Raw genomic sequence first — 23,342 nt, forward strand, 5'->3', positions numbered from 1 at the left:
AACGAACAATTCATTAGGCATGTTGTTGAATAACTCCCGTTTTCTGAAACATAATAACTATGGTTGTTTAATTTCGTTAGGAGGAGATAGTGATGATGCAAAATCAACAGGGACAAACGCACCAAAATATGCATACAGGGACTGTGCCGCCGCAAATGAACCATGGCGGTCACGAAGTATTTGATGTTCATGAAGTTCTTTCTGGAGCCATTGGCACAATGGATTCGTACATGCTTCTGCGCCAGCACGTAAAAGACCCAGAACTGCTAGATATTCTCGATCGCCAATATCAATTTATGCAAGAGGAATACAACATCACGGTGGAGTGTTTCAAGTCGGGGCAGAACCCTTCAAAACCGACACAAAGCTATAAAATGACCCAGGGGAATGACTTTATCTATGGTTTAACACCATCCCAGCCGAAAAAGCCGGTGCAATCTCCTACAGAACTTACCGATGCTTGCGTTTCCGGCATGATGCTTGGCTCTGTCAAATCAGGCGCATCCATGAAAACCATGGTTGCCTGTGAGGTGACTAACCCGGTCGTGCGGCGCGTGCTTGCCGATTCGGTGCCAAATTGCATTGAGATGGCTTACGAGCTCTCGATTTATCAAAATAAACATCATTACTATCAAGTGCCGCAGCTAGCCCAGCAGGATATGCAGCAGCTGCTAAATGCTTATGCACCGGCACAGGGGATGCCGAATAATAATATGAATATGAATACGACACATTAATTTGCAATTTCTTTTTAAAGGAAAAGCTACCCTAATTTGATGATAGGGTAGCTTTATTTGGATTAAAAAACAAATAAAAAACCACCAAATATGTATTTGGTGGAGACGGCGGGAATCGAACCCGCGTCCAAAGATATCGCCACTTAAGCATCTACGAGTGTAGTCGATATATTGGTGTTTCACTGAGCCTTCTGCCTATCGACCGGCGTCCGGTCAGCTAGCCTGGTTGTTCTCTTCCTTCATCCTCAGGCGGTGGAATCCGGCGTAGCCCACTTAGAGTGAGTCCCTTACCCTACCACATGGGCAATGGAGGGAGGAACCGCTATGCAGTATTAAGCTGCGAAAGCGAGGTTGTTGTTAGTTTTGCCAGTTATGGCTTTGACGTTTTAACGAGGCCGATCCCCTCGACTCGCAACCTAAGCTCAAACTACCCCTGTCGAATCCGTAGCGTCCCCATATAAAATGTGCTTAAATCTAGTTAAAGATTCTAGCAACAGACGTTAGGAAGCTCAACAATTGTGTGAGCAAAAGTTATCATCGCAACTTGGCGACAAACTTATTATAACACATTGTCAGGAAATTTCAATTGTAAGTATTTGTAAGCTATGTTTTTATGGCATCTTACATCTTCTGACGGTCGCGGAATGCTCGTTCGATTTCGCGCTTCGCTTCTTTTTGCTTTAAGACTTCACGCTTATCATAGTTTTTCTTACCCTTTGCCAGACCAACTAAAACCTTACAGAAGCCATTTTTTAAATAAAGTTTTAGTGGAATAAGGGCATATCCCGCTTCTTTCGTTTCTCCAATTAGCTTATTAATTTCCCGCTTATGAAGTAATAGCTTGCGTGTTCGTAAAGGGTCATGATTAAAAATGTTTCCCTGCTCATACGGGCTGACGTGCATCCCGAAAAGAATCGCTTCGCCATTTTGAATCCGCGCATAGGCATCCTTTAAATTCACTTTTCCGGCGCGAATTGACTTGATTTCAGTCCCCTGGAGAACGATGCCGGCTTCGTATGTTTCTTCGATAAAATAGTCATGGTAGGCTTTTTTGTTTTGCGCGACTACCTTTCCTTCACCTTTTGGCATTTGTTTCACCTCATCTATGGATTTATTTTAGCAAAAAAAATGAACTACTACAATTGAAAGAGAGCCTCTCATGAAAGGCTCTCTCTAATTAATTATTTATTTTTCCGTTTTATACTTTTTGACTTAGGAACATTTTCGTAAAATTTGCGTTTCTTCTTCGGTTTTTTACCTTGACCTCCGCCTGTTTCTTCCTTTTGGCTGCCGCCTTTATTTCTACCTTGTTTGCCGTTTTGATTACGATCTCCCTGTTTATTGCGGCGTGGCTTGTGTGTTTCACTACCCGTTTTAAAAACCTTCGGCGTCGCGGAACGTTCTCTGCGAGGGGTTCCCTTCATACCGACAATCTCAAAATCAATTGCGCGCTCTTCCTTATTGACTTTTACCACCCGAATGGTAATTTCATCGCCAATTCGGAACACATTCCCCGTCCGTTCGCCAATCATGGCGAGATGGCGCTCGTCATAGCGATAGTAATCATCGGTCATATAACTGACATGGACAAGACCTTCAATCGTATTTGGCAGTTCGACAAACATACCAAAATTGGTTACTGAGCTGATAATTCCATCATACTCCTCACCAACCTTGTCCTCCATGTACTCCGCTTTCTTCAAATCATCTGTTTCCCGTTCCGCATCAACGGACCGACGCTCCATTTTGGAAGAATGGTCTGCAATTTCGGGAAGGCGGGCATTCCATTTTTCCCGCGTTGTCTCATCCAGCTTTCCTTCAACCAAATATGTCCGAATCAAACGGTGAACGATGGTGTCCGGATAACGGCGAATTGGCGAAGTGAAATGGGTATAGAACTCCGTCGATAAGCCGAAGTGGCCGAGACTTTCCGGATCATATTTCGCTTGCTGCATCGAACGCAGCATGACCTTTGAGACAACCATTTCCTCCGGCTTGCCTTGAACCTCTTCAATGATCTCTTGAAGGGCGCGAGGATGCACGTCATTGGCTGTGCCTTTTACAATGTAACCAAAGTTGGTAATAAACTCGAAAAAGCGGCGCAGTTTATCTTCCTTTGGATCCTCGTGAATGCGGTAAATAAATGGAACATCCAGCCAGTGGAAATGTTCAGCCACCGTTTCATTGGCAGCTAGCATAAACTCTTCAATTAATTTTTCCGCTACCGAACGCTCACGCAGGATAACATCGGTCGGTTTTCCATCCTCATCGACAAGGACCTTTGATTCTTTGAAATCGAAGTCAATCGCTCCACGCTTCATCCGTTTATGGCGGAGAATGGCAGCCAGTTCTTCCATCATTTCAAACATCGGCACAAGCGGTTCGTATCGTGCCCGTGTTTCCTCATCCTGATCAACAAGAATTCGATTCACATCATGATAGGTCATCCGCTCGGTTGTCTTAATCACACTTTGAAAAATTTCATGGGAAACAACTGCGCCTTCCGATGTGATTTCCATATTACATGAAAGCGTGAGCCGGTCCACTTTGGGATTTAACGAACAAATTCCATTCGACAGTCGGTGCGGAATCATTGGAATTACACGGTCGACTAAATAAACACTCGTTGCCCGCTCCTCTGCCTCGAGGTCGATTGGCGTACCTTCTTTTACATAATAGCTGACATCCGCGATATGGACACCAAGCTTGAAGTTGCCGTTCTCAAGCTTTGTTACCGTTACTGCATCATCAAGGTCCTTGGCATCTGCACCGTCAATCGTAACAATCGTTTCATTCCGAAGATCGCGGCGATTAACCAATTCGCTTTCATCTATGGTGTCAGGCACCTCATTTGCCTGCTTTAATACCTCATCAGGAAAAGCCATTGGTAAGCCATGCTTATGTATGACTGACAGGATATCCACACCTGGATCGTTTTTGTGACCGAGGATAGTGATGACTTCGCCCTCTGCGCTCTTTCGCCCCTCGGGATAGGTAACGAGTTTAACAACAACTTTATGTCCTTCCACTGCCCCTTTTGAAGCGGTTTTGGGAATAAAAACATCGCTGGCGAATTTTTTATCATCAGGAATGACAAAGCCAAAGCTTTTGCTTTCCACATACGTCCCCACGATTTGCTGTATGCCTCGTTCAATAATGCGGATAATGCTTCCTTCACTGCGAGTTCCTGAGGTTTCTGATGAAACGCGCGCTAAGACGGTGTCACCGTGCATCGCCGTGTTGGTTTCATTTGGCGGAATAAAAATATCATCCATCCCGGGTTCATCCGGTACGACAAACGCGAAGCCTTTCGCATGACCGATTAGCTTTCCTCTGATTAAATTCATTTTTTGCGGCAGGCCGTAACGGTTACTGCGTGTTCTTACGACCAATCCCTTTTCTTCCATTTGGACAAGGGCTTTGACAAACTCCTTAAAATCACTTGAGTCTTGGATGCCAAATGCCTCTTCTAGTTCTTGGACAGTTAACGGCTTATATGCCTCGTCTCTCATATATTGTAAAAGCTTGTCAATATGTTGTTGTATGTTATCTTCCAAGCGAATCCCTCCTTTGGGTGCTTTATTATTCGTGCCAGTCCAGCTTTTCTAAAAAGGCATAAATATCCTCATGCAGTTGGTCACGTTCTTTATCGAGCGTGATTACGTGGCCCGATTCTTCATACCATTTGATTTCCTTTTTGAATGACTCGATTTCGTTGTAAATAATGTTTGCACTTTCGGTATTAATCATATTATCGTGACGGGCTTGAACCACGAAGGTCGGTGCATAGATCATCTCGACATTTTCGCGGACATCGGCGATTAATTGCTGTAGTGCTTTCAACGTTTTCATTGGAGTTTGTTTAAACTCATTCATTTCCTTTTCGATTTGCTCATCTGTTTTTCCTTCGCGCTTTTTAAATTCACGGGCATATTCGAGAATTCCTTCATACATCACTTCTTCACTTTTTATATGCATCGGCGCACACATTGGTACAATCGCTTTTATAGGTACAGTGTAACCTAATTTCAAGGAAAATACGCCGCCAAGAGACAGTCCGGCAACCGCAATTTCTTCGTGACCATTATTTTTTAAAAATTCATAGCCATTCATGACATCCTGCCACCAGTCTTCAGGTCCAGTATGGACAAGTTCTTCCGGCGGTACACCATGTCCCTTGTAGTGAGGCGCATGGCAGGTGTAGCCTTTTTTTTCAAGAAAGCGGCCGAGCATCCTGACATCAGCGGAATTGCCAGTGAATCCATGAAGCAGCAAAATGGCCCTCTTTCCGCCTTTGAAGGTAAATGGCTTAGGTAGGGTGACTTTCATTAAAAAAACTCCTTTTATATTTGCTTATTTTTAGTTTAAGCAATGTAGCGATGAACATGCTAGGAAAAAGGCTTGCGGCGGGGGGAGTTTGTTTTATATTTTGTAGATTCCGCCAGTTTGGGTGGGGATCCCGCCGATTTTTAGGTTTCGCCAACTTGGGCCGGGATTCCGCCAAACTTGGCCAGGATTCCGCCAACATAGATCGCTCCTGCAAACTTCAACAAAAAAACCCGGCACTTTGGCCGGGTTTTAACTGTCTATATTAGATTTTGAAGTAAGTAACAGCAAGGGCAAGAATGAAGAACAATACTGATAATACAATCGTAATACGATGTAGAATCAAGTCAATTCCTCGCGCTTTTTGCTTACCGAAAAGGGATTCAGCACCACCAGAAATGGCACCGGATAATCCAGCGCTTTTACCTGATTGAAGTAAGACAACCCCAATTAGTCCAATACTTACGATTACTAATAAGATAACAACAAATGTATGCATGAAGGCCACCTCCTGTAGACGTACATTTTCACAGTAAATTAAATTTACCATATTATTTGACTTTTAACAATAGCGAGATTTGAGATTGAGGGTGGTGGCCGTTAACTTTATCTCAAAATCGAAGAAGCCATTCTCACAAATGTATGCCTTTTGCCTCTTACAACGATGGAATAGGTCATAATGTTCTCCGGAATTGTCATTCCAGCCGCACCAGCATCCCCAACATGAAAAAGATCGGCTCCAGCCATTTTACTATTTAAAGCAATTTGTTTAATCGTTGCTTCATCAGCGCCTTCCTGACTCGTTCCTGTTGTCAGAATAGCCAGGGCGCCCTTTTCATGAACCGCATCTACTAATTTTGCTGTTTTTTCAACCGTGAAGCCTGGTACTGTTCCAGGTGATGGGATAAGGATGATATCGGCTCCTTCCTCGATAAATGAATGCAGCGTTTCCGTTGACATAAGGCTGCCGCCTGCCTCACCGGCGACACCGGCACTGTGCATTTTTCCTGCGATAATTAGGCCTTCCGGACCAAAAATCCTACGTGCCCTTCCAATCGCCTTTGTTATTTCCGCATTGGAAACACCCGTTTTTGGATTTCCCGTTAAGCAGACAAAATCAAAGCCTAATTCTTTCGCTTTTTGCAATGATCTTTCTGTAGCAAGACGACCTTCAGGGAGTTCTACTAATGCTTCTACCTTCTCAGCATCCAAATCAACCGGCTCTAGATTTAACCCAATTGGCCGCCCAACAAGTTTATTTAACGTCCACACAAGGGTGTCAGGCACCTGATCTTCTAAACCCGCCATGCTCGGATTAAAGACATCGAAGAAATTTACTAGAATAAGATCGGCACCAAATGCAGCAGCCATTTCAGCATTGGTAACAGCTGTATAATAAGGTGTAACAGCGCCAATCACCTCGGCGACCATCGTTCTCCCTTCTGACGCAAGAATCGATTGCAGCAAATCCCTGCCGTTCATTTTTTCAAAATCAGCTGCCGTACAATCTAATAACCTTTTCATACTTTCCGCCTCCTCTTTATATACAAAAAGTACCACATATTCAAAAAAAAGGCACTCAATATGCGAGTGCCTTTTGGGGTAGAAAATTATTTACTTAAGTTATAGAAAGATTTAAGACCGTTGTATTGTGATGTTTCACCTAAATTGTCTTCGATGCGAAGTAATTGGTTGTATTTCGCGACACGGTCTGTACGTGATGGCGCACCTGTTTTGATTTGACCAGCGTTTGTTGCAACGGCGATATCAGCAATTGTATTATCTTCTGTTTCACCAGAACGGTGCGAGATAACAGCAGTGTAACCTGCGCGTTTTGCCATTTCGATTGCATCGAACGTTTCAGTCAAAGTACCGATTTGGTTCACTTTAATAAGGATGGAGTTGCCAATTCCTTTTTCGATACCTTCAGCTAGTTTCTTCGTGTTTGTAACAAATAAATCGTCACCCACTAATTGAACTTTTTTGCCAAGGCGCTCAGTTAATAGTTTGTGGCCTTCCCAGTCGTTTTCGTCTAAGCCGTCTTCGATGGAGATGATTGGGTATTTATTAGCTAGTTCTTCGTACCAATCAACCATTTCTGCAGATGTTTTTACGACACCTTCGCCAGCAAGATGGTATTTACCGTCTTCTTTGTTGTAGAACTCAGAAGATGCAGCGTCCATCGCAAGCATAACTTCTTCACCTGGTTTGAAGCCGGCTTTTTCGATGGCTTCAACAATTGTTTGGAGTGCTTCTTCGTTAGAGCCTAAGTTTGGCGCAAAACCGCCTTCATCACCAACAGCTGTGTTAAGACCTTTGCCTTTAAGAACTGATTTTAATGTATGGAAAATTTCTGCACCCATACGAAGCGCTTCTTTAAAGCTTGGCGCACCGACAGGCATGATCATGAATTCTTGAATGTCGACGTTGTTGTCAGCATGCTCGCCGCCGTTAACAATGTTCATCATCGGCACTGGAAGCTGCTTTGAATTGAAGCCGCCAAGGTATTGGTATAACGGAATATCTAGGTAGTTTGCTGCTGCGTGAGCAACGGCCATTGAGACACCAAGAATAGCGTTGGCACCTAATTTGCCTTTGTTGTCTGTGCCATCAAGCTCGATTAACGCGTGATCGATAGCCACTTGATCTAAGACACTGAATTCTTCGCCAACAAGATGTGGCGCGATAATTTCGTTTACGTTGTCAACTGCTTTCAGAACACCTTTGCCAAGGTAACGAGATTTGTCACCGTCGCGAAGTTCGACTGCTTCATACTCACCAGTTGAAGCGCCGCTTGGAACTAATGCGCGGCCGAAAGCGCCTGATTCTGTAAAAACTTCAACTTCAACAGTAGGGTTACCGCGGGAATCTAATACTTCACGTGCATATACATCTGCAATAAATGGCATGTAAATCTCTCCTTAAAATTAAGTTTTTCAATTAGTTTTCAGCTTTTATTTTATCAATGATTTTCCCGTCATTTCAGCCGGCTGATCCAGCTTTAATAAGTCTAACATGGTTGGCGCTAAATCACCAAGGATACCGCCGTCACGCAGTTCAATCCCTTGCTTCGTGACAATCACCGGTACAGGGTTGGTCGTGTGTGCGGTCATTGGCTCGCCTTCTAATGTTATCACTTCGTCAGCATTTCCGTGGTCAGCAGTGATGATGGCTGAACCGCCTTTTTCAAGGATTAAATCAATAACTTTCCCTAGGCATTCGTCGACTGTTTCGATGGCCTTAATCGTTGGCTCAAGCATGCCTGAATGGCCGACCATGTCCGGGTTGGCAAAATTTAAAATGATGGCGTCAACTTTATCATCTTGAATTTCCTTCAATAAAGCATCTGTTACTTCATAGGCGCTCATTTCCGGCTGAAGGTCATAGGTCGCTACCTTTGGCGAGTTAATTAATATCCGCTCTTCGCCAGGGAATTTTTCCTCACGGCCGCCGCTCATAAAGAAAGTGACGTGCGGATATTTCTCTGTTTCAGCAATTCTTAATTGCTTCAGTCCATTTTGCGACAGCACCTCACCTAAGGTGTTATCCAAATTCGATGGTTTAAAGGCAACATACCCGTTTACTGATTCACTAAAGTGTGTTAGACAGACAAAGTATAAATCCTTTGGATGCTTTGGTCCACGGTCAAAAGCGCGGAAGTCTTCGTTTGTGAACGTATTGGAAATCTGGATTGCCCGGTCCGGACGGAAGTTATAAAAAATAACGGCATCGTTATCTTGGATGGTTGCGACCGGCTGACCGTCCTCTTTTGTAATCACAGATGGGATGACGAACTCATCAAAGATTCCATGTGAATAAGAGTCCTCAACAACCTCTAATGGATTGCTGTAAGCTGGACCTTCGCCATAAACCATCGAACGGTATGATTTCTCGACGCGTTCCCAGCGCTTGTCACGGTCCATCGAGTAATAGCGTCCAGAGACGGTGGCGAATTCGCCGACACCGTACTCCTCCATTTTATCCAGCGTTTGCTGAATATATTTGGCTGCTGTTTTCGGACCGACGTCACGGCCGTCAAGGAATGCGTGAACGTAAACCTTTTCCACGCCCTCTTCTTTAGCGAGCTTCAACAAAGCAAACATATGTTGAATATGGCTGTGAACGCCGCCGTCTGAAAGCAGGCCGAATAAATGAAGGGCAGTGCCATTTTTCTTTACATGTTCCATCGCACCGGTAAAGGTTTCATTTTTTTCAAATTCGCCTTCGCGAATCGCAATGTTTACGCGCGTTAAGCTTTGGTAGACAATCCGGCCGGCACCGATGTTCAAATGCCCAACCTCCGAGTTACCCATCTGCCCTTCCGGAAGGCCGACTGCCTCACCAGATGCGGTTAAATGGGAATGAGGATACGTATTCCAAAGACGGTCAAAGTTTGGTTTCTTTGACTGTGCAACCGCATTTCCTTTTGTCTCGCCCCTGCAGCCGAAGCCGTCAAGGATGATGAGAGCAACTGGAGATTTACTCATAGCTTCCTGCCTCCAGTAGTTGTAAAAATGATTGCGGCTCAAGGCTTGCTCCGCCCACTAATGCCCCATCAATATCTGATTGTGCCATATATTCTTTAATATTTTCCGGTTTCACGCTGCCGCCGTATTGAATTCGAACGGAATCAGCAACATCTTGGGAAAATTGTTTCGCTACTACCTGGCGGATATGGGCACAGACATCATTCGCATCCTTAGATGTTGATGATTTTCCTGTACCAATCGCCCAGATTGGTTCATAGGCAATCACTGTTTGTTTTACTTGCTCATCGGTTAATCCCGCTAACGCTTTTTCAACTTGGCCGCCAACGAAATGATTCGTTTCGCCATTTTCACGCTGCTCTAGGGTTTCGCCACAGCAAACGATAGGACTTAAATTGTATTCGAACGCGGCAAGCGTCTTTTTGTTTACTGATTCATCGGTTTCATTGAACATTTCGCGGCGTTCTGAGTGACCGATGATGACATATTGTACGCCGAGGTCAGCGAGTGCTTTCGGGCTGATTTCGCCTGTAAACGCTCCTGATTCTTCAAAGTGCATGTTTTGTGCACCAATTTTCACATCAGTCCCTTGTGCTGCTTCTACAAGACTTTGTAAAAATAATGCCGGTGCACAGATCACAGATTCGATTTTGTCTTCGGCAGGAACTAGTCCTTTGACTTCCTCTGCAAAGCTTTTTGCTTCAGAAAGGGTTTTGTTCATCTTCCAGTTCCCTGCAATAATAGGTTTACGCATGGTGGCACATCCCTTCTTTTCCTTATTTATCGTTCAATGCGACGACTCCTGGCAATGCTTTGCCTTCCATAAACTCAAGGGAAGCACCGCCGCCTGTGGAAATATGACTCATTTTCTCTGCTAAGCCAAATTTCTCGACCGCTGCTGCTGAGTCACCGCCGCCAATAACTGAGTATGTACCTTGTGCTTCAGCAAGCGCTCCGGCAACTGCTTTTGTACCGCCGGCAAATTTATCGATTTCAAATACACCCATTGGTCCATTCCAGATTACCAATTTGGATTTTTGAATGACATCGCGATAAATTTCAGCTGTTTTTGGTCCGATATCTAGTGCTTCCCAATCAGCCGGAATTTCTTCAATTGCAACCACTTTAGTGTTAGCGTCAGCTGAGAAATCGTCCGCAACAACCGCGTCTACCGGCATGTAAAAATTAACGCCTTTCGCCTTTGCTTTTTCCATGAAGGATTTGGCAAGATCAATCTTGTCTGCTTCAAGCAGGGATTTGCCGATTTCGTGTCCTTGTGCTTTCACAAATGTATAAGCTAGTCCGCCGCCAATAATTAAGTTATCAACTAGTTCTAACAAATTTTCAATAACACCGATTTTGTCCTTTACCTTGGCACCGCCGATAATCGCTGTAAACGGACGCTCAGGATTGGAAAGAGCCTTACCTAGGACATCCAGTTCTTTTTCCATTAAGAAGCCGGAAACTGCTGGCAGGTTATGGGCTATGCCTTCTGTTGATGCATGTGCGCGGTGGGCAGCCCCAAATGCGTCGTTCACATATACATCAGCAAGTTCAGCAAAAGCCTTTGCTAACTCAGGATCATTCTTTTCCTCACCAGGATAGAAGCGGACGTTTTCTAATAAAAGCACGTCGCCTTCTTGCATCGTCTCAATCAATGCTTTCACAGAATCACCGTATGCTTCATCTGCTTTTTTCACATCTTTACCGAGAAGTTCAGTTAATCTTACGCCAACCGGTGTTAAGCGCATTTCTTCGACCACTTTTCCTTTTGGACGGCCAAAATGGCTTGCGAGAATTACCTTTGCACCTTGTTCCATTAAGTACTGAATCGTTGGCAGCGCGGCACGAATCCGCGTTTCGTCGGTTATTTTTCCATCTTGCATTGGTACGTTGAAATCTACCCGGCAAAATACGCGTTTCCCTTTCACATCGATATCTTTAAGTGTTTTCTTATTCATGTAAAGGACCTCCTTAAAGTGGCATTTATTTACGTAAAAAAGGGAAGGGGGCATCAACTCCCCGCTCCCCTTTGGAAAACCTAAAGCTTTTTATAGTCCTTTTGATGCGATGTAATCAACTAGGTCAACAACGCGGTTAGAGTAACCAACTTCGTTATCATACCAAGAAAGTACTTTTACCATGTTGCCTTCAAGAACCATTGTTGATAATGCATCGATTGTTGAAGAAGCAGTACTGCCATTGTAATCGCTAGATACTAATGGAAGTTCACTGTATTCTAGGATGCCTTTTAATGGGCCTTCGGCAGCTGCTTTTAATGCTACATTAATTTCTTCAGCTGTAACGTCTTTATCAAGTTCTGCAACTAGGTCCACAACAGAAACGTTTGGAGTTGGAACACGCATTGCCATTCCGTTTAATTTACCTTTAAGTTCTGGTAATACAAGAGAAACTGCCTTCGCTGCTCCCGTTGAAGTTGGAATTATGTTCTCAGCTGCAGCACGGGCACGACGATAGTCTTTGTGCGGCAAGTCAAGGATTTGCTGGTCATTTGTGTATGAGTGAACAGTAGTCATCATACCGCGCTTGATGCCGAATGTATCATTTAATACTTTCGCAAATGGTGCTAAGCAGTTTGTTGTACAAGATGCGTTTGATAATACATGGTGGTTGTTTGCATCATATTTATCTTCGTTAACACCCATAACGATTGTGATATCTTCGTTGTTTGCCGGTGCAGAGATGATTACCTTTTTTGCTCCTGCCTCAAGGTGTTTCGCTGCATCTTCACGTTTTGTAAAGCGACCAGTTGATTCAACCACTACTTCTACGCCAAGCTCACCCCAGCCAAGTTGTGCAGGATCGCGTTCAGCGATAACTTTTACTTTGTGTCCGCCAACTACTAGGTATTCGCCGTCAACGGTTACGTCTTCAGCTAAAGTACCGTGAACAGTATCATATTTTAAAAGGTGTGCAAGCATGTTTGCATCTGTTAAGTCGTTAATTGCCACGATTTCCACATTGCTATTGTTTAAAGCCGCACGAAATACGTTACGACCAATACGTCCAAATCCGTTAATACCAACTTTTACTGTCATGATAAAATTCCTCCTTATAATGGGTAGAAATATATTTTTCTTAAAAAGGATTTACCCTTTTAATAACCTTTTTGCCGCACCTTCATCAGTTATTAAAATCGTCGCTGCCGGTGCTTGTTTTAAGTATGCTTTAATTGCCTTTGCCTTTGAGGATCCGCCTGCCACCGCAATGACATTCGGAATCGTAGCAAGGTCTTCGCGCTGAAGTCCAATCGTTAATACCTTATGGACAATCTCGCCTTCTTCATTAAAATAATAACCAAACGCCTCGCCGACGGCATTCCCGGTTTCGAGCTTTTGCTGAATCTCGGGAGTCGTTTTTCGCCGCTCAGCCATTGTGATAGCATCCCCAATCCCATGAAGTACCATGCTTGCGGATTTAATTAGCTCTAAAACCTCATGAATCTCTGGCTCTTTGATGAGGGATTGATAAATTTCTGAACTAACCTGATCAGGAACATAGAAAACACGATGTTTAGAATCGGTGTTTTTTGCCATATTCGAGCATATCGTGTTCGCTTGATTTGCGACATCCTCACCAACTCCGCCCCGAGCCGGAACAAAAAGCAATTTCTTCCGGGTAAGCTCAGGAGTTAATCTTTCTGCGATAGCAGCCATCGTTGAACCGCCAGTAACAGCGATAATATTTTCCCCTGTTAAAAGCTTTTTCATGCAGGCGGCACTTGCTTTGCCAAGCTCGCCCTTGACCAATGGTGACTCGTCGCTGTCGCCAGGAACAATGATGACACCCTTGATGCCAAGCCGGTGCTTTAATTCTAATTCCATCACGTCAATACCCTTTAATTCGCGCATTAAACCTTCTAAATCCTCGAGTAAATTTTTTCCTTCCGAAGTTAAACTCATTCCCACGCTGTTTGCGTAAATAAGATTTTGCTCTTTTAGGAAGTCTACTTCACTGCGCAGGATTCTTTCGGTAAGCCCGAGGCTGACTGCTAAACTTCTTCTTCCTACCGGCTGCATAAATCCAATGTATCGGAGGATAGAATATCTTTTTTGCAGGACGATAAGTAGGTCGGGTAATAATCTTTTTTGGATATCGATAAATGATTGCATGAGAGCATGCTCCTTAATTCTATGTAGTTGGTCAAAAAATGTCCACCATAGACATATTGTGTCCCACCTACACTAAAAAAAATCACCCCTGCTATGATTTTTATTCTAGCAGGAGTGAATCCCTATTTCAACTCATTTGATTGGCTTTTTTTCTTGTAAACGGTTACTTATGTCAAATTTGTCTACAAAGCCGAATCCGACTTCTTCCCCGTCCAAATGAACTACCGGAATCATCAGTCCATATCGCTCGGTTAAGTCATCATTTGTTTCAATATCGACTTCCTCGAAGGTGAATTCCCAATTCTCTTTTAGCTCAAGGAGAGTAGCTTTTGCTTTATCGCATAAAGGGCAGCGATTTCGTGTATATAATGTGATGGTCGTTTGTGTCATCGTTCTGTCTATTCCTTTCAATTAAACCTTTTCCGTTTCGAAGAGGAGGGGATTCCCAGCTGATCGCGGTACTTGGCGATGGTTCGCCTTGAGACTACGATTCCGTTTGTCTCCTTCAATTGATCGACAATTTCTTGATCGGAAAACGGCTTTTCCTTATTCTCTTCGTTTATTAAATGGCTAATCGCATTTTTCACCTGTGTCGATGAGGTATTTTCATCGGCTGCGACTGTTTGGATGGTACTCGTGAAAAATGATTTTAACGTGAAGGTCCCGTTTGGTGTCTGCACATATTTTTCCCGGACTGCGCGGCTGACAGTTGATTCATGAACCTCAAGCTCGGCGGCGACTTCCTTCATCGTCATCGGCACTAAATGGCGTGCGCCCTTTTGAAAAAACGACGTCTGTTTTTCGACGATTTTGGCTACCACCCTTGTTAAGGTTTCTTTTCGTTGTTCAATACTTTTGACAATCCATTGATAATCCTGAAGCTTATCCTGGATAAACCGGCTGACTTGTTGGTCCTGGTCCTTGAATTTTTTATAATAGGACTCATTAAGACTAATTCTTGGCATGGCATCATCAAACATCCGTACCGTCAGCCCTTCAGTAGATTGTTCTACAATCGCATCGGGAATAATGAATGTCGTGATTTCTTTCTGTAACATGGCCCCCGGCTTTGGGTCTAGAAGTTGGACTTCATCAAAAACATCTTGAATTTCTTTAAGAGATACCTGGAGCTCCTTAGCAATTTGCTTCCATTTCTTTTCGGCAAACGGAACAAAATAATTTGAAATAATCGTTTGTGCAAGTTCGTTAGTAGGATTTTGATAATAGATTTGCATCAACAGGCATTCTTGAAGGTCTCTTGCCCCGATTCCCGCTGGTTCAAGCGTTTGAATCACGGCAAATCCATCTTCAACTGATTCCTCTGATACCCGTAAGGTTGCTGCTATTTCTTCAAGGTCACCCGCAAAGTAACCGTTTTCATCGAGATTATCAATAAGGCGGCGGATGACTCTTAATTGCTCCGCAGTTAGGTTTGCTATATTTAGTTGTGAGATTAGATGTTCTTCAAGTGAAAATGGCTTATCAGCAAGCTGCTCAATCCAGTCCTTTTCTGACTTTTGATGCTTCCGGCGATTTCGGTCCATTAGAGGATTCATTGGCTGAACATTCCCATTTTCAATCTGCATAAGGGGATTTTCCAGTGCTTTATTTTCTAAAAATTCAGCAAGCTCCTGGGTCGAGTACTGCAATAAGGCAATCGCCTGCGACAACTCCTGCGTCATTGCTAACTTTAATGTCTGCTGCTGCCATAACCCTGCCTTTAAGTTCATGCCAATCCCCCCTTATGTTCCTATTTTACATGAAAGAAAGGATTTCGTGTATGGAAAATATTTTTTGAGGGGAAATGGGGGAAAGGTTTTTAGGTTTTGGCTACTTTTTTAGAGGTTATGGCTACTTTTTGATTAGTTTTGGCTACTTTTTTAGGAGTTATCGCCAATTAGACATTTTATGGAAATAAAATTATTTTTAAAAAATAAAAACCCCCTGTTTACAAAAAAAACAGGAGGCCTTCATAACGCGCTCGGAGGGAATCGAACCCCCATTTTAAGAACCGGAATCTTACGTGCTATCCGTTGCACCACGAGCGCTAAATTGTTGCGACTTACATATTATATGCTAGTTCCATTAATATTGCAAGCAAATATTAGGTTTTAAATTATGCTAGATTGGTTATGCTGATGTAGGGAAAGTTGTCGAACATTTAAAAGTTGAATTGTTTGACCTTTATTGACCATCAGTGTATGATTACTATACATATTATTTTAAACTTTCACACTCAGGAGGAGGAAGAAATATGAATTTGATTCCTACAGTTATCGAACAAACAAACCGCGGTGAACGTGCTTATGACATTTATTCCCGCCTACTTAAGGACCGGATCATTATGCTTGGCAGCGCTATTGATGACAATGTTGCTAATAGCATTGTAGCACAATTATTATTTTTAGAAGCGGAAAATCCTGAAAAAGATATTACACTTTACATTAATAGCCCTGGCGGAAGCATTACTGCCGGAATGGCGATTTACGATACCATGCAGTATATCAAATCAAGTGTATCAACAGTTTGTATCGGAATGGCCGCTTCCATGGGCGCTTTCTTACTTGCAGCCGGGGAAAAAGGCAAGCGTTTTGCCCTTCCAAATGCTGAGGTCATGATTCACCAGCCACTTGGAGGTGCTCAAGGTCAAGCAACCGAAATTGAAATTGCTGCTAAACGGATTCTTTTCCTTCGTGAAAAATTAAATGGAATTTTAGCAGAGCGCACTGGCCAGCCGCTTGAAATCATTCAAAGAGATACTGACCGTGATAATTTCATGACTGCTGAAAGAGCAAAAGAATATGGCTTGATTGACAGCATCATTACCCGCAACACACTTGATAAAAAAGAGAAATAATCGAACATTAGGCAACCGGCATTGAACCGGTTGCTTTTTTTTGCTTTCATTCATTAAAAAAGGATTCAACCCCTAAAACAGGCTGAACCCTTTCCTAATTAATTATCCTTTTGAATAAAATCTGTTAATGCGTTGATGGCTTTTTCTTCGTCGTCGCCGTCTGCGATAATATTAATCACGATTCCTGAGCCAACTGCCAGGCTCATTAATCCCATGATACTTTTTGCATTTACTTTTTTGCCATCTTTCTCTAGAAAAATATCCGCTGAAAAGCGGTTTGCCTCCTGAACAAATAGTGCTGCCGGTCTTGCTTGCAGACCTGTTCTTAATTTAACTTCTACTTGTTTTGCCAACATTATCTAATTCCTCCTTATGTTTTTAATCCTATATTATGATAACAAATTCATTATTTCACAAACTTAAAATCACTCAGCCCCAAAGCGGGCAATCTTCGGGATTCTTCAGAGCAGTTTACTTCCTCGAAGCTATTTCGCCCCCCCGGAGCTTCTCGGCAATCTCATCAATTTTCCGCAGACGATGATTAATTCCCGATTTACTAATGGAACCGCCGGAAACCATTTCACCTAGTTCCTTTAGGGTTACATCCGGAAATTTCAACCGGAGTTCCGCAATTTCTCTCAGTTTATCCGGTAAAATTTGCAAGCCAACCGTCGTATCAATCAAACGGATATTCTCTACCTGGCGGATGGAAGCACCGATTGTTTTATTGAGGTTTGCGGTTTCACAGTTTACCAGGCGATTCACTGAGTTTCGCATATCTCTGACGATTCGAACGTCCTCAAAGCGGAGCAGTGCGTTATGGGCTCCGACAATATTTAAAAACTCGGTAATTTTCTCTGCTTCCTTTAAATAGGTAATAAAGCCTTTTTTGCGCTCAAGCGTTTTACTATTCAGTCCAAATGTATTCATTAATTCGCATAAAGAGTCATTATGATCTTTATAGAGCGAAGCGATTTCCAAGTGATAGGAGGACGTTTCCGGATTATTGACAGAGCCTCCAGCTAAAAATGCACCGCGCAAGTAAGAACGCTTACAACACTTCTTTTTTACAAGCTCCGGCGAAATTTCGTGAATGATGGTGAAGCCATCTCCAATAATTTTCGTATCCTCAAGAATTTCCTTGGCCTGCTGGGATAAACGAACAATGTAGACATTGTTTTTCTTCAGGCGCATTTTTTTACGAACAAGCAATTCTACCTGCACTTGGTAACTCTTTTTCAATAATGTATAAATTCTTCTCGCAATCGCGGCATTTTCGGTTTGAATATCAACAACTAACTTACGGTTTGAAAAGGAAAGGGAACCGTTCATACGGATCAAAGCCGACAGCTCTGATTGAATGCAGCACGTTTTCACTTCCAGGTTAGTTAATTCTTTTTTCGTTTCCGAAGCGAAAGACATCCCCTCACCCCTTAATATAAAGACATTAATAAATTGCCTGTTACTATCTACGCTTCATATCGCTTTTTGGTTTCATCTACGAGCAAATTATATAAAATATTCGCTACTTTTTTCGGATCATGCCGGAGTGCGCCATTTTCCTGATAGGCAATATCCGCATGGACCACCTCAAGCCCCAGCTCAAATAGCTGTGGTAAATCGTACTGTACCGGGTCAGCCAGCTCTTCATTATAGCGCAGCTGCACATCCTGGGGAATTTCTTCATTATTGACAAGGACCGTATCGACAAAGGCGCAGCTCATATGGCTATATAAGGCCTTGACATGATCGCTCGCCGTATAGCCGTGCGTTTCCCCTGCCTGTGTCATGAGATTACAAATATACACCTTTTTCGCATTGGAACGGCAAACCTCATCCCCTAATCGCGGGACAAGCAAATTTGGCAGGATACTCGTATACAAACTTCCCGGTCCAATAATAATTAAATCAGCCTGGCGAATCGCTTGAATCGTCTCCGGCAATGGGCGGATTGCACTTTTAGAAGTTAAATACACTCGTTTAATTTTTTTCCCTGAATACGGAATCTTTGATTCCCCGGAAACAATTGCCCCGTCCTCCATCTCCGCATGCAGAACCACGCTTTGGTTCGCAGCCGGGAGCACTTTGCCGTGGACATTCAAGATTTTGCTCATCTCTTGAATGGCATGAACGAAATTGCCGGTAATCGATGTCATTGCCGCCAAGATTAAATTTCCCAGCGAATGTCCGGAAAGTTCATTTGAGGTTTTAAACCGATGTTGAAACATTTCCTCAACCAGTGGTTCAACATCTGACAATGATGCTAATACATTGCGTATGTCACCGGGAGGAGGAATATGCAGGTCCTCGCGCAAGCGTCCTGAACTGCCGCCGTCATCCGCGACGGTCACAATGGCGGTAATATCCACAGGAAATTGTTTTAAGCCTCGCAATAAAACCGGTAAACCTGTTCCTCCGCCAATGACGACAATCCGCGGCTGTCCGATCTCTCTCATGTTGTTTTATCCTTTCTCCTCTCAATGTCACGGTGGGAAACGCATGTCTTATAATCATTTTCAAAAAATCGGCCTAAATACTCAGCAAGGGCAACTGAACGATGCTGCCCGCCGGTACAGCCAATCGCAATCACCAGCTGTGCCTTTCCTTCCCGCTTATAATGCGGAAGCATGAAGCTAAGCAGGTCCGTTACTTTTTCCAAAAACTTTTGCGTTTCGTTCCATTTTAACACGTAGCTTGCGACCTCTTCATCCAAGCCTGTTTTTGGACGCATATGTTCAATATAATGCGGATTTGGCAGGAAGCGCACATCAAATACGAGGTCTGCATCGATGGGAAGCCCATGCTTAAATCCAAACGACATGACATTGACAGTAAAGATTAGTTGTTTATTTGCCGTAAATTCCGTTAATATCTTTTCGCGCAGTTCACGCGGTTTCATCTGAGAAGTATTGTAAATTAATTGAGCCCGGCCTTTTAATTCTTCCAGAAGTTCGCGCTCAAGCGAGATGCCCTCAAGAGGTAAGCCTGACTTGGCCAGCGGATGCGACCGCCTAGTTTCCTTATATCTGCGAACTAATGTCGAATCATCCGCATCTAGAAATAAAATCTGCGGCTTCACCCACGATGTTTCGTCGAGCTCATCCAATGCTTTGAATAAATGGTCAAAAAACTCTCTGCCCCTTAGGTCCATTACGAGGGCAACCTTATTCATTTTATTCCCTGATTCCTTCATAAGTTCAAGAAATTTCTGGAGCAGCGTCGGCGGCAAATTATCGACACAGAAGAACCCTAAATCTTCAAAGCTTTGAATCGCCACCGTTTTTCCTGCACCTGACATTCCGGTAATAATCACCATCTGGGTATCGCTAATCGAACCGGTACTCATTTTTAAATCCCCCTAAATATATTAACTTGGATCTAATCGATAGCTGATTAGTTGAAAATCTTTTGTATAAGTAAAAGTACCGTAAATGATGCCCTTTCCATGAATCATGTAATCGATGATATGATAATCACCGGCAGCCATCGGCAGAGCCTTCACCTGGTCTATCGGATGCCACGCCAGCTTCCCCTCTTCAGATTCGACTAAATCAATGCCATCTGAATCCGCTGCCATAAATGTAAACATCATCCATTCGGACAGAAGCTCATCACTTTCCTTCATAATCATTGTAAAAATCCCTTTTAATTGTGGATTTTTTAAATAGATGCCCGTTTCTTCACGGTATTCTCTGATGCAGGAATCCCTTACCGATTCGCCCGGTTCCATTTTTCCTCCCGGCGCCACCCACCAGCCCCGGCGCGGTTTCTGAAGTAACAATATTTGATTATTTCTTATCAAAACACAATTGGTGACCCGCTGCATTGTTTTCACCCTCTAAATAACCTATTGTAACAGTTTATTTTATTCTTTTCATTATACTATTTTTAGGAAACAGCCACAATGAATACAAAGTTGATATTTTTTTACCTAAGCTGGCCAAAAAAAATGGCACAAGCTGCTGGGCTTGTGCGCTTAAAAGGTATTTATTTTAAAGGGGGTCAATTTATTTAATCATACCCTAACTATATTTCACTATTGTTACAGGAAAATTAAAACAGAATTACTTTTTCGTAAATCTAACTTTACATTTACTCTGCAGCCTTATTTCTTCAATTTCATCTCTTCTTTAAGCTCTTCGACAAAATGCTGGGCAGTTTGCGCGGCTATACTGCCATCTCCAGTCGCGGTGACGATCTGGCGGAGCGTCTTTTCACGAATATCTCCAGCAGCGAAAATACCCGGAACCTTCGTTTCCATCCGTTCATTTGTTTCAATATAACCATTTTCATTCGTAATGCCAAGACTGACAAATGGTTTCGAGAGCGGCAGCATTCCGATATAAACGAATACACCATCTGCCGGCAGTTCCTGCTCTTCACCAGTTTGCGTCGACACCAAGGTCACGCTGCCCACTTTGCCATTTTTATCATTAATCGACTTAATCGTGTGATTCCAAATAAAATCGACCTTTTCGTTTGCAAAGGCACGGTCTTGAAGGATTTTTTGCGCACGCAGCTGATCGCGGCGGTGAACGATGGTGACTTTGGACGCGAAACGGGTTAGGTAAACGCCTTCCTCAACGGCAGAGTCGCCGCCGCCAATGACGTAAAGTTCTTTATTTTTAAAGAAAGCGCCATCACAAACGGCGCAATAAGAAACACCGCGGCCGCCAAGTTCTTTTTCACCAGGAACGCCAATTTTCTTATATTCAGCACCGGTTGAAATGATTACAGAGCGCGCTTTATATTGTTTAGACCCAGCGGTAATGAGTTTGTAGTCGCCATGGTCAATGATTTCCTTAATATCGCCGTACGCATATTCAGCCCCAAATTTCTTGGCATGCTCAAACATCTTCGTTGATAAATCAGGACCTAAAATACTCTCAAAGCCCGGATAGTTCTCAACATCCTCGGTATTGGCCATTTGCCCGCCCGGCATGCCGCGCTCAATCATCAATGTAGAAAGGTTCGCGCGTGATGTATATACAGCAGCTGTCATCCCTGCAGGACCTGCCCCGGCAATAATGACATCATAAATTTTTTCTTCAGTCATGGTTGGTTCACTCCTCAATTGAAAAGCGGAAGCGCCTAGTCAGGCGCTGCAGCTAGACATAATATTATAAAAAAATACGATTAAGTATATCTTTCCCTACTTAATCGTATTAAACAATTGAATTATAGTCCAAAAATCTGCTCAATTTAAATAGTCATTCACGATTTTTACATATTTGCCGATGGTGGCGGTTGATAGCCCGTAGCGTTCGGCTACCTCCTGCTGAGATACCTTTTCGCTGCGCAGTTTGTGCCACATATATTCTACCGCTCCCGCCCAGGCTCGTTTATTTTTCAAGGAAATGTTAGCCTTTGAAACTTCGACATACAACGAGAACCACATCAAGTACAAGCCAGATTCGATGGTGCCAATTGGCTGAAAGTTTTCATAAAAAAGCTCGGCAATTTCCTGTGCGTCGGAAGTCATCGATGGTTTTCCCGACCTTATTAACGAAATATATTCTTTTTCCAGGCTGGTGAATTTCTGATTTTGAAACAGCCGCTTCGAGGTAATGATTTCCTCTTTATTACTTGAAATAGCGGTTAGGAAAAGGGCAAATAAGCGCTCTTCGACATAGTCACTTTCAAGCTTTTGAAAAATTGATCCCGATTGGTCTTCCAAACCATTTATCGGCGCCTTTTCGGCATTCCATGGTTCCATGCCTTCTTTATCAGGATAAATCATAAGCATCTTTTTCCAGATGTTTTGTGCAAAATTTTCATAGCCGGTGAAATAGGCTGAATAGGAAAGCCAGTAATAAAACGGACCATCACCATCAAAGCCATTTTTATATAATTTTTTCAACCATAAATAACCAAGCTCATACTCCCCGACCAAAGCAAAGCTGGTACCAAGCTTAAATTGATGCTCAATAAGGAGCGGCTGAATTTTTTTCAATGATTGCAGCATGGTTGTGACATTCTTTGTCTGCCCCTGATAATGGGCAAATATAAGTTTGTTACAGAGCGCATGCAGATTCCCAGGATTACGCTCGAGCACATCCTGTAAGATCGATTCCGCTTTTTCCGTTTTACCTAAATAAAAATAGGCTAGCGCTAAGTTATTGTACGCCGACCAGTATTCCGGGTATTCCTTGACGACCTCTTTTAACAGCTCAATCGCCTTTGGAAAATAGCCCGATTCTAGGAGTTCACGAGCCTGTTCTTGTTTGAAAATCAAATCCTCCTGCTCCAGGAACAGCTCATCCTCAAGACCATCTGCTTCAAACGTAAGCAGTTCAATCAGTTCCTCTGTATCTTCTGAAAAATCACCATCCGGTTCTAATTGTAAATAAAGCTTTGCATGGTGATAAGCATCTTTAAAAAATCCTATATGGGCATAATTATTAGCTAAAAAGTAATGGCACTCGACCATTTCAGAGTCTAGTTCTTCAAGGATTTGATGCAAGAGCCGGTTGGAATTTTCAAACTCGCCAAGTTCTGTTGATACAATGGCCAGCTGGCATGTAATCATCGGTTCACCAGGCTCGAGCTGCATCGCCCGCCCAAGATATTTTTTTGCTTTGATAAAATCACGTCGATGGTATGCCTTTAAACCCTTCGTGAAATAATATTCGCCCGTAGGAATAAATGAAAGTAATTTTCCCTTTTGAATTCTTGCTTTTGCGTCTTTTCCCATGAAGTCCTCCACATTTTTCATCATAACTTATGTATTATACCATATTTGGCGGTTGTTCGAGAAGGGATTAGAGGTGGGAATTGACCTCAGATCGGGGTTGGGGGATTT

The 23,342-nt window shown here is 43.1% G+C and carries 22 protein-coding genes, 1 tRNA gene and 1 other RNA gene; 2 read left to right on the forward strand and 22 right to left on the reverse strand.

The genetic code is table 11. The features are described 5' to 3' along the window. The first annotated feature begins 95 nt into the window (after positions 1 to 95). On the forward strand, positions 96 to 737 hold the full coding sequence (locus ACFVSW_RS07150) for a spore coat protein (RefSeq protein ID WP_387314127.1): 642 nt from the start codon (positions 96 to 98) through the stop codon (positions 735 to 737). A gap of 97 nt (positions 738 to 834) precedes the next feature. Here ACFVSW_RS07150 and ssrA read toward each other — a convergent pair. The 15 genes from ssrA to ACFVSW_RS07225 form a co-directional block, all read right to left on the reverse strand. Continuing rightward, positions 835 to 1,192: a transfer-messenger RNA gene (ssrA, locus tag ACFVSW_RS07155) on the reverse strand. 166 nt (positions 1,193 to 1,358) lie between these two features. Continuing rightward, complete coding sequence (smpB, locus tag ACFVSW_RS07160) at positions 1,359 to 1,826, reverse strand: SsrA-binding protein SmpB (protein ID WP_387313994.1); 468 nt, start codon at positions 1,824 to 1,826, stop codon at positions 1,359 to 1,361. Positions 1,827 to 1,918: 92 nt separating this feature from the next. Beyond that, entirely contained in the window at positions 1,919 to 4,294 is a 2,376-nt protein-coding gene (rnr, locus tag ACFVSW_RS07165) for a ribonuclease R (protein ID WP_387313996.1), read from the reverse strand. 25 nt (positions 4,295 to 4,319) lie between these two features. Then, positions 4,320 to 5,066 carry an alpha/beta hydrolase gene (locus ACFVSW_RS07170; protein WP_387313997.1) on the reverse strand — a complete coding sequence of 249 codons (747 nt, stop codon included), beginning with the start codon at positions 5,064 to 5,066 and terminating at the stop codon, positions 4,320 to 4,322. Positions 5,067 to 5,328: 262 nt separating this feature from the next. After that, on the reverse strand, positions 5,329 to 5,562 hold the full coding sequence (gene secG, locus ACFVSW_RS07175) for a preprotein translocase subunit SecG (protein WP_024031179.1): 234 nt from the start codon (positions 5,560 to 5,562) through the stop codon (positions 5,329 to 5,331). Positions 5,563 to 5,669: 107 nt separating this feature from the next. After that, the gene (locus ACFVSW_RS07180) at positions 5,670 to 6,587 is read right to left on the reverse strand and encodes a DUF7916 family protein (protein WP_387314000.1); all 918 of its coding nucleotides are present in this window, start codon (positions 6,585 to 6,587) and stop codon (positions 5,670 to 5,672) included. Between the two features lie 86 nt (positions 6,588 to 6,673). Further along, positions 6,674 to 7,972 (reverse strand): phosphopyruvate hydratase, encoded by a 1,299-nt coding sequence (eno, locus tag ACFVSW_RS07185; RefSeq protein WP_387314002.1) that lies wholly within the window; start codon positions 7,970 to 7,972, stop codon positions 6,674 to 6,676. A gap of 45 nt (positions 7,973 to 8,017) precedes the next feature. Then, positions 8,018 to 9,550 (reverse strand): 2,3-bisphosphoglycerate-independent phosphoglycerate mutase, encoded by a 1,533-nt coding sequence (gpmI, locus tag ACFVSW_RS07190; RefSeq protein ID WP_387314004.1) that lies wholly within the window; start codon positions 9,548 to 9,550, stop codon positions 8,018 to 8,020. Further along, a complete protein-coding gene (gene tpiA, locus ACFVSW_RS07195; RefSeq protein ID WP_387314006.1) occupies positions 9,543 to 10,304 on the reverse strand; it encodes a triose-phosphate isomerase in 762 nt (253 codons plus the stop codon). Before tpiA ends, gpmI begins: the two co-directional genes overlap by 8 nt. Positions 10,305 to 10,326: 22 nt before the next feature. Further along, positions 10,327 to 11,511 (reverse strand): phosphoglycerate kinase, encoded by a 1,185-nt coding sequence (locus tag ACFVSW_RS07200; protein ID WP_387314007.1) that lies wholly within the window; start codon positions 11,509 to 11,511, stop codon positions 10,327 to 10,329. Positions 11,512 to 11,601: 90 nt separating this feature from the next. Then, positions 11,602 to 12,609, reverse strand: a complete 1,008-nt coding sequence (gene gap, locus ACFVSW_RS07205; RefSeq protein WP_387314010.1) for a type I glyceraldehyde-3-phosphate dehydrogenase — start codon at positions 12,607 to 12,609, stop codon at positions 11,602 to 11,604. Between the two features lie 51 nt (positions 12,610 to 12,660). Continuing rightward, on the reverse strand, positions 12,661 to 13,683 hold the full coding sequence (locus ACFVSW_RS07210) for a sugar-binding transcriptional regulator (RefSeq protein ID WP_387314012.1): 1,023 nt from the start codon (positions 13,681 to 13,683) through the stop codon (positions 12,661 to 12,663). Positions 13,684 to 13,815: 132 nt separating this feature from the next. Beyond that, on the reverse strand, positions 13,816 to 14,073 hold the full coding sequence (locus ACFVSW_RS07215) for a glutaredoxin family protein (RefSeq protein WP_387314014.1): 258 nt from the start codon (positions 14,071 to 14,073) through the stop codon (positions 13,816 to 13,818). Positions 14,074 to 14,090: 17 nt separating this feature from the next. Continuing rightward, positions 14,091 to 15,413 (reverse strand): RNA polymerase factor sigma-54, encoded by a 1,323-nt coding sequence (gene rpoN, locus ACFVSW_RS07220; protein WP_387314016.1) that lies wholly within the window; start codon positions 15,411 to 15,413, stop codon positions 14,091 to 14,093. A 246-nt stretch (positions 15,414 to 15,659) separates the two neighbouring features. Beyond that, a tRNA-Arg gene (locus ACFVSW_RS07225) sits at positions 15,660 to 15,731 on the reverse strand. A 206-nt stretch (positions 15,732 to 15,937) separates the two neighbouring features. Here ACFVSW_RS07225 and clpP point away from each other — a divergent pair. Next, complete coding sequence (clpP, locus tag ACFVSW_RS07230) at positions 15,938 to 16,540, forward strand: ATP-dependent Clp endopeptidase proteolytic subunit ClpP (protein WP_387314018.1); 603 nt, start codon at positions 15,938 to 15,940, stop codon at positions 16,538 to 16,540. Between the two features lie 98 nt (positions 16,541 to 16,638). Here clpP and ACFVSW_RS07235 read toward each other — a convergent pair whose 3' ends face one another. The 7 genes from ACFVSW_RS07235 to ACFVSW_RS07265 all read right to left on the reverse strand — a co-directional run bounded on the left by ACFVSW_RS07235 (position 16,639) and on the right by ACFVSW_RS07265 (position 23,234). Further along, entirely contained in the window at positions 16,639 to 16,896 is a 258-nt protein-coding gene (locus tag ACFVSW_RS07235) for an HPr family phosphocarrier protein (RefSeq protein ID WP_024029099.1), read from the reverse strand. A 115-nt stretch (positions 16,897 to 17,011) separates the two neighbouring features. Next, positions 17,012 to 17,962, reverse strand: a complete 951-nt coding sequence (whiA, locus tag ACFVSW_RS07240; protein ID WP_387314020.1) for a DNA-binding protein WhiA — start codon at positions 17,960 to 17,962, stop codon at positions 17,012 to 17,014. Between the two features lie 47 nt (positions 17,963 to 18,009). Further along, a complete protein-coding gene (locus tag ACFVSW_RS07245; protein WP_387314022.1) occupies positions 18,010 to 18,996 on the reverse strand; it encodes a gluconeogenesis factor YvcK family protein in 987 nt (328 codons plus the stop codon). Then, complete coding sequence (rapZ, locus tag ACFVSW_RS07250; RefSeq protein WP_387314025.1) at positions 18,993 to 19,886, reverse strand: RNase adapter RapZ; 894 nt, start codon at positions 19,884 to 19,886, stop codon at positions 18,993 to 18,995. The genes ACFVSW_RS07245 and rapZ overlap by 4 nt, the downstream gene beginning before the upstream one ends. Positions 19,887 to 19,907: 21 nt before the next feature. After that, positions 19,908 to 20,366 (reverse strand): 8-oxo-dGTP diphosphatase, encoded by a 459-nt coding sequence (locus ACFVSW_RS07255; protein ID WP_387314130.1) that lies wholly within the window; start codon positions 20,364 to 20,366, stop codon positions 19,908 to 19,910. Positions 20,367 to 20,645: 279 nt separating this feature from the next. Next, positions 20,646 to 21,596 carry a thioredoxin-disulfide reductase gene (gene trxB, locus ACFVSW_RS07260; RefSeq protein ID WP_387314027.1) on the reverse strand — a complete coding sequence of 317 codons (951 nt, stop codon included), beginning with the start codon at positions 21,594 to 21,596 and terminating at the stop codon, positions 20,646 to 20,648. 141 nt (positions 21,597 to 21,737) lie between these two features. Beyond that, complete coding sequence (locus ACFVSW_RS07265; protein WP_387314029.1) at positions 21,738 to 23,234, reverse strand: tetratricopeptide repeat protein; 1,497 nt, start codon at positions 23,232 to 23,234, stop codon at positions 21,738 to 21,740. Positions 23,235 to 23,342: the final 108 nt, after the last annotated feature.

The organism is Neobacillus sp. NPDC058068, from assembly GCF_042885335.1.
Taxonomy (GTDB): Bacteria; Bacillota; Bacilli; order Bacillales; family Cytobacillaceae; genus Neobacillus.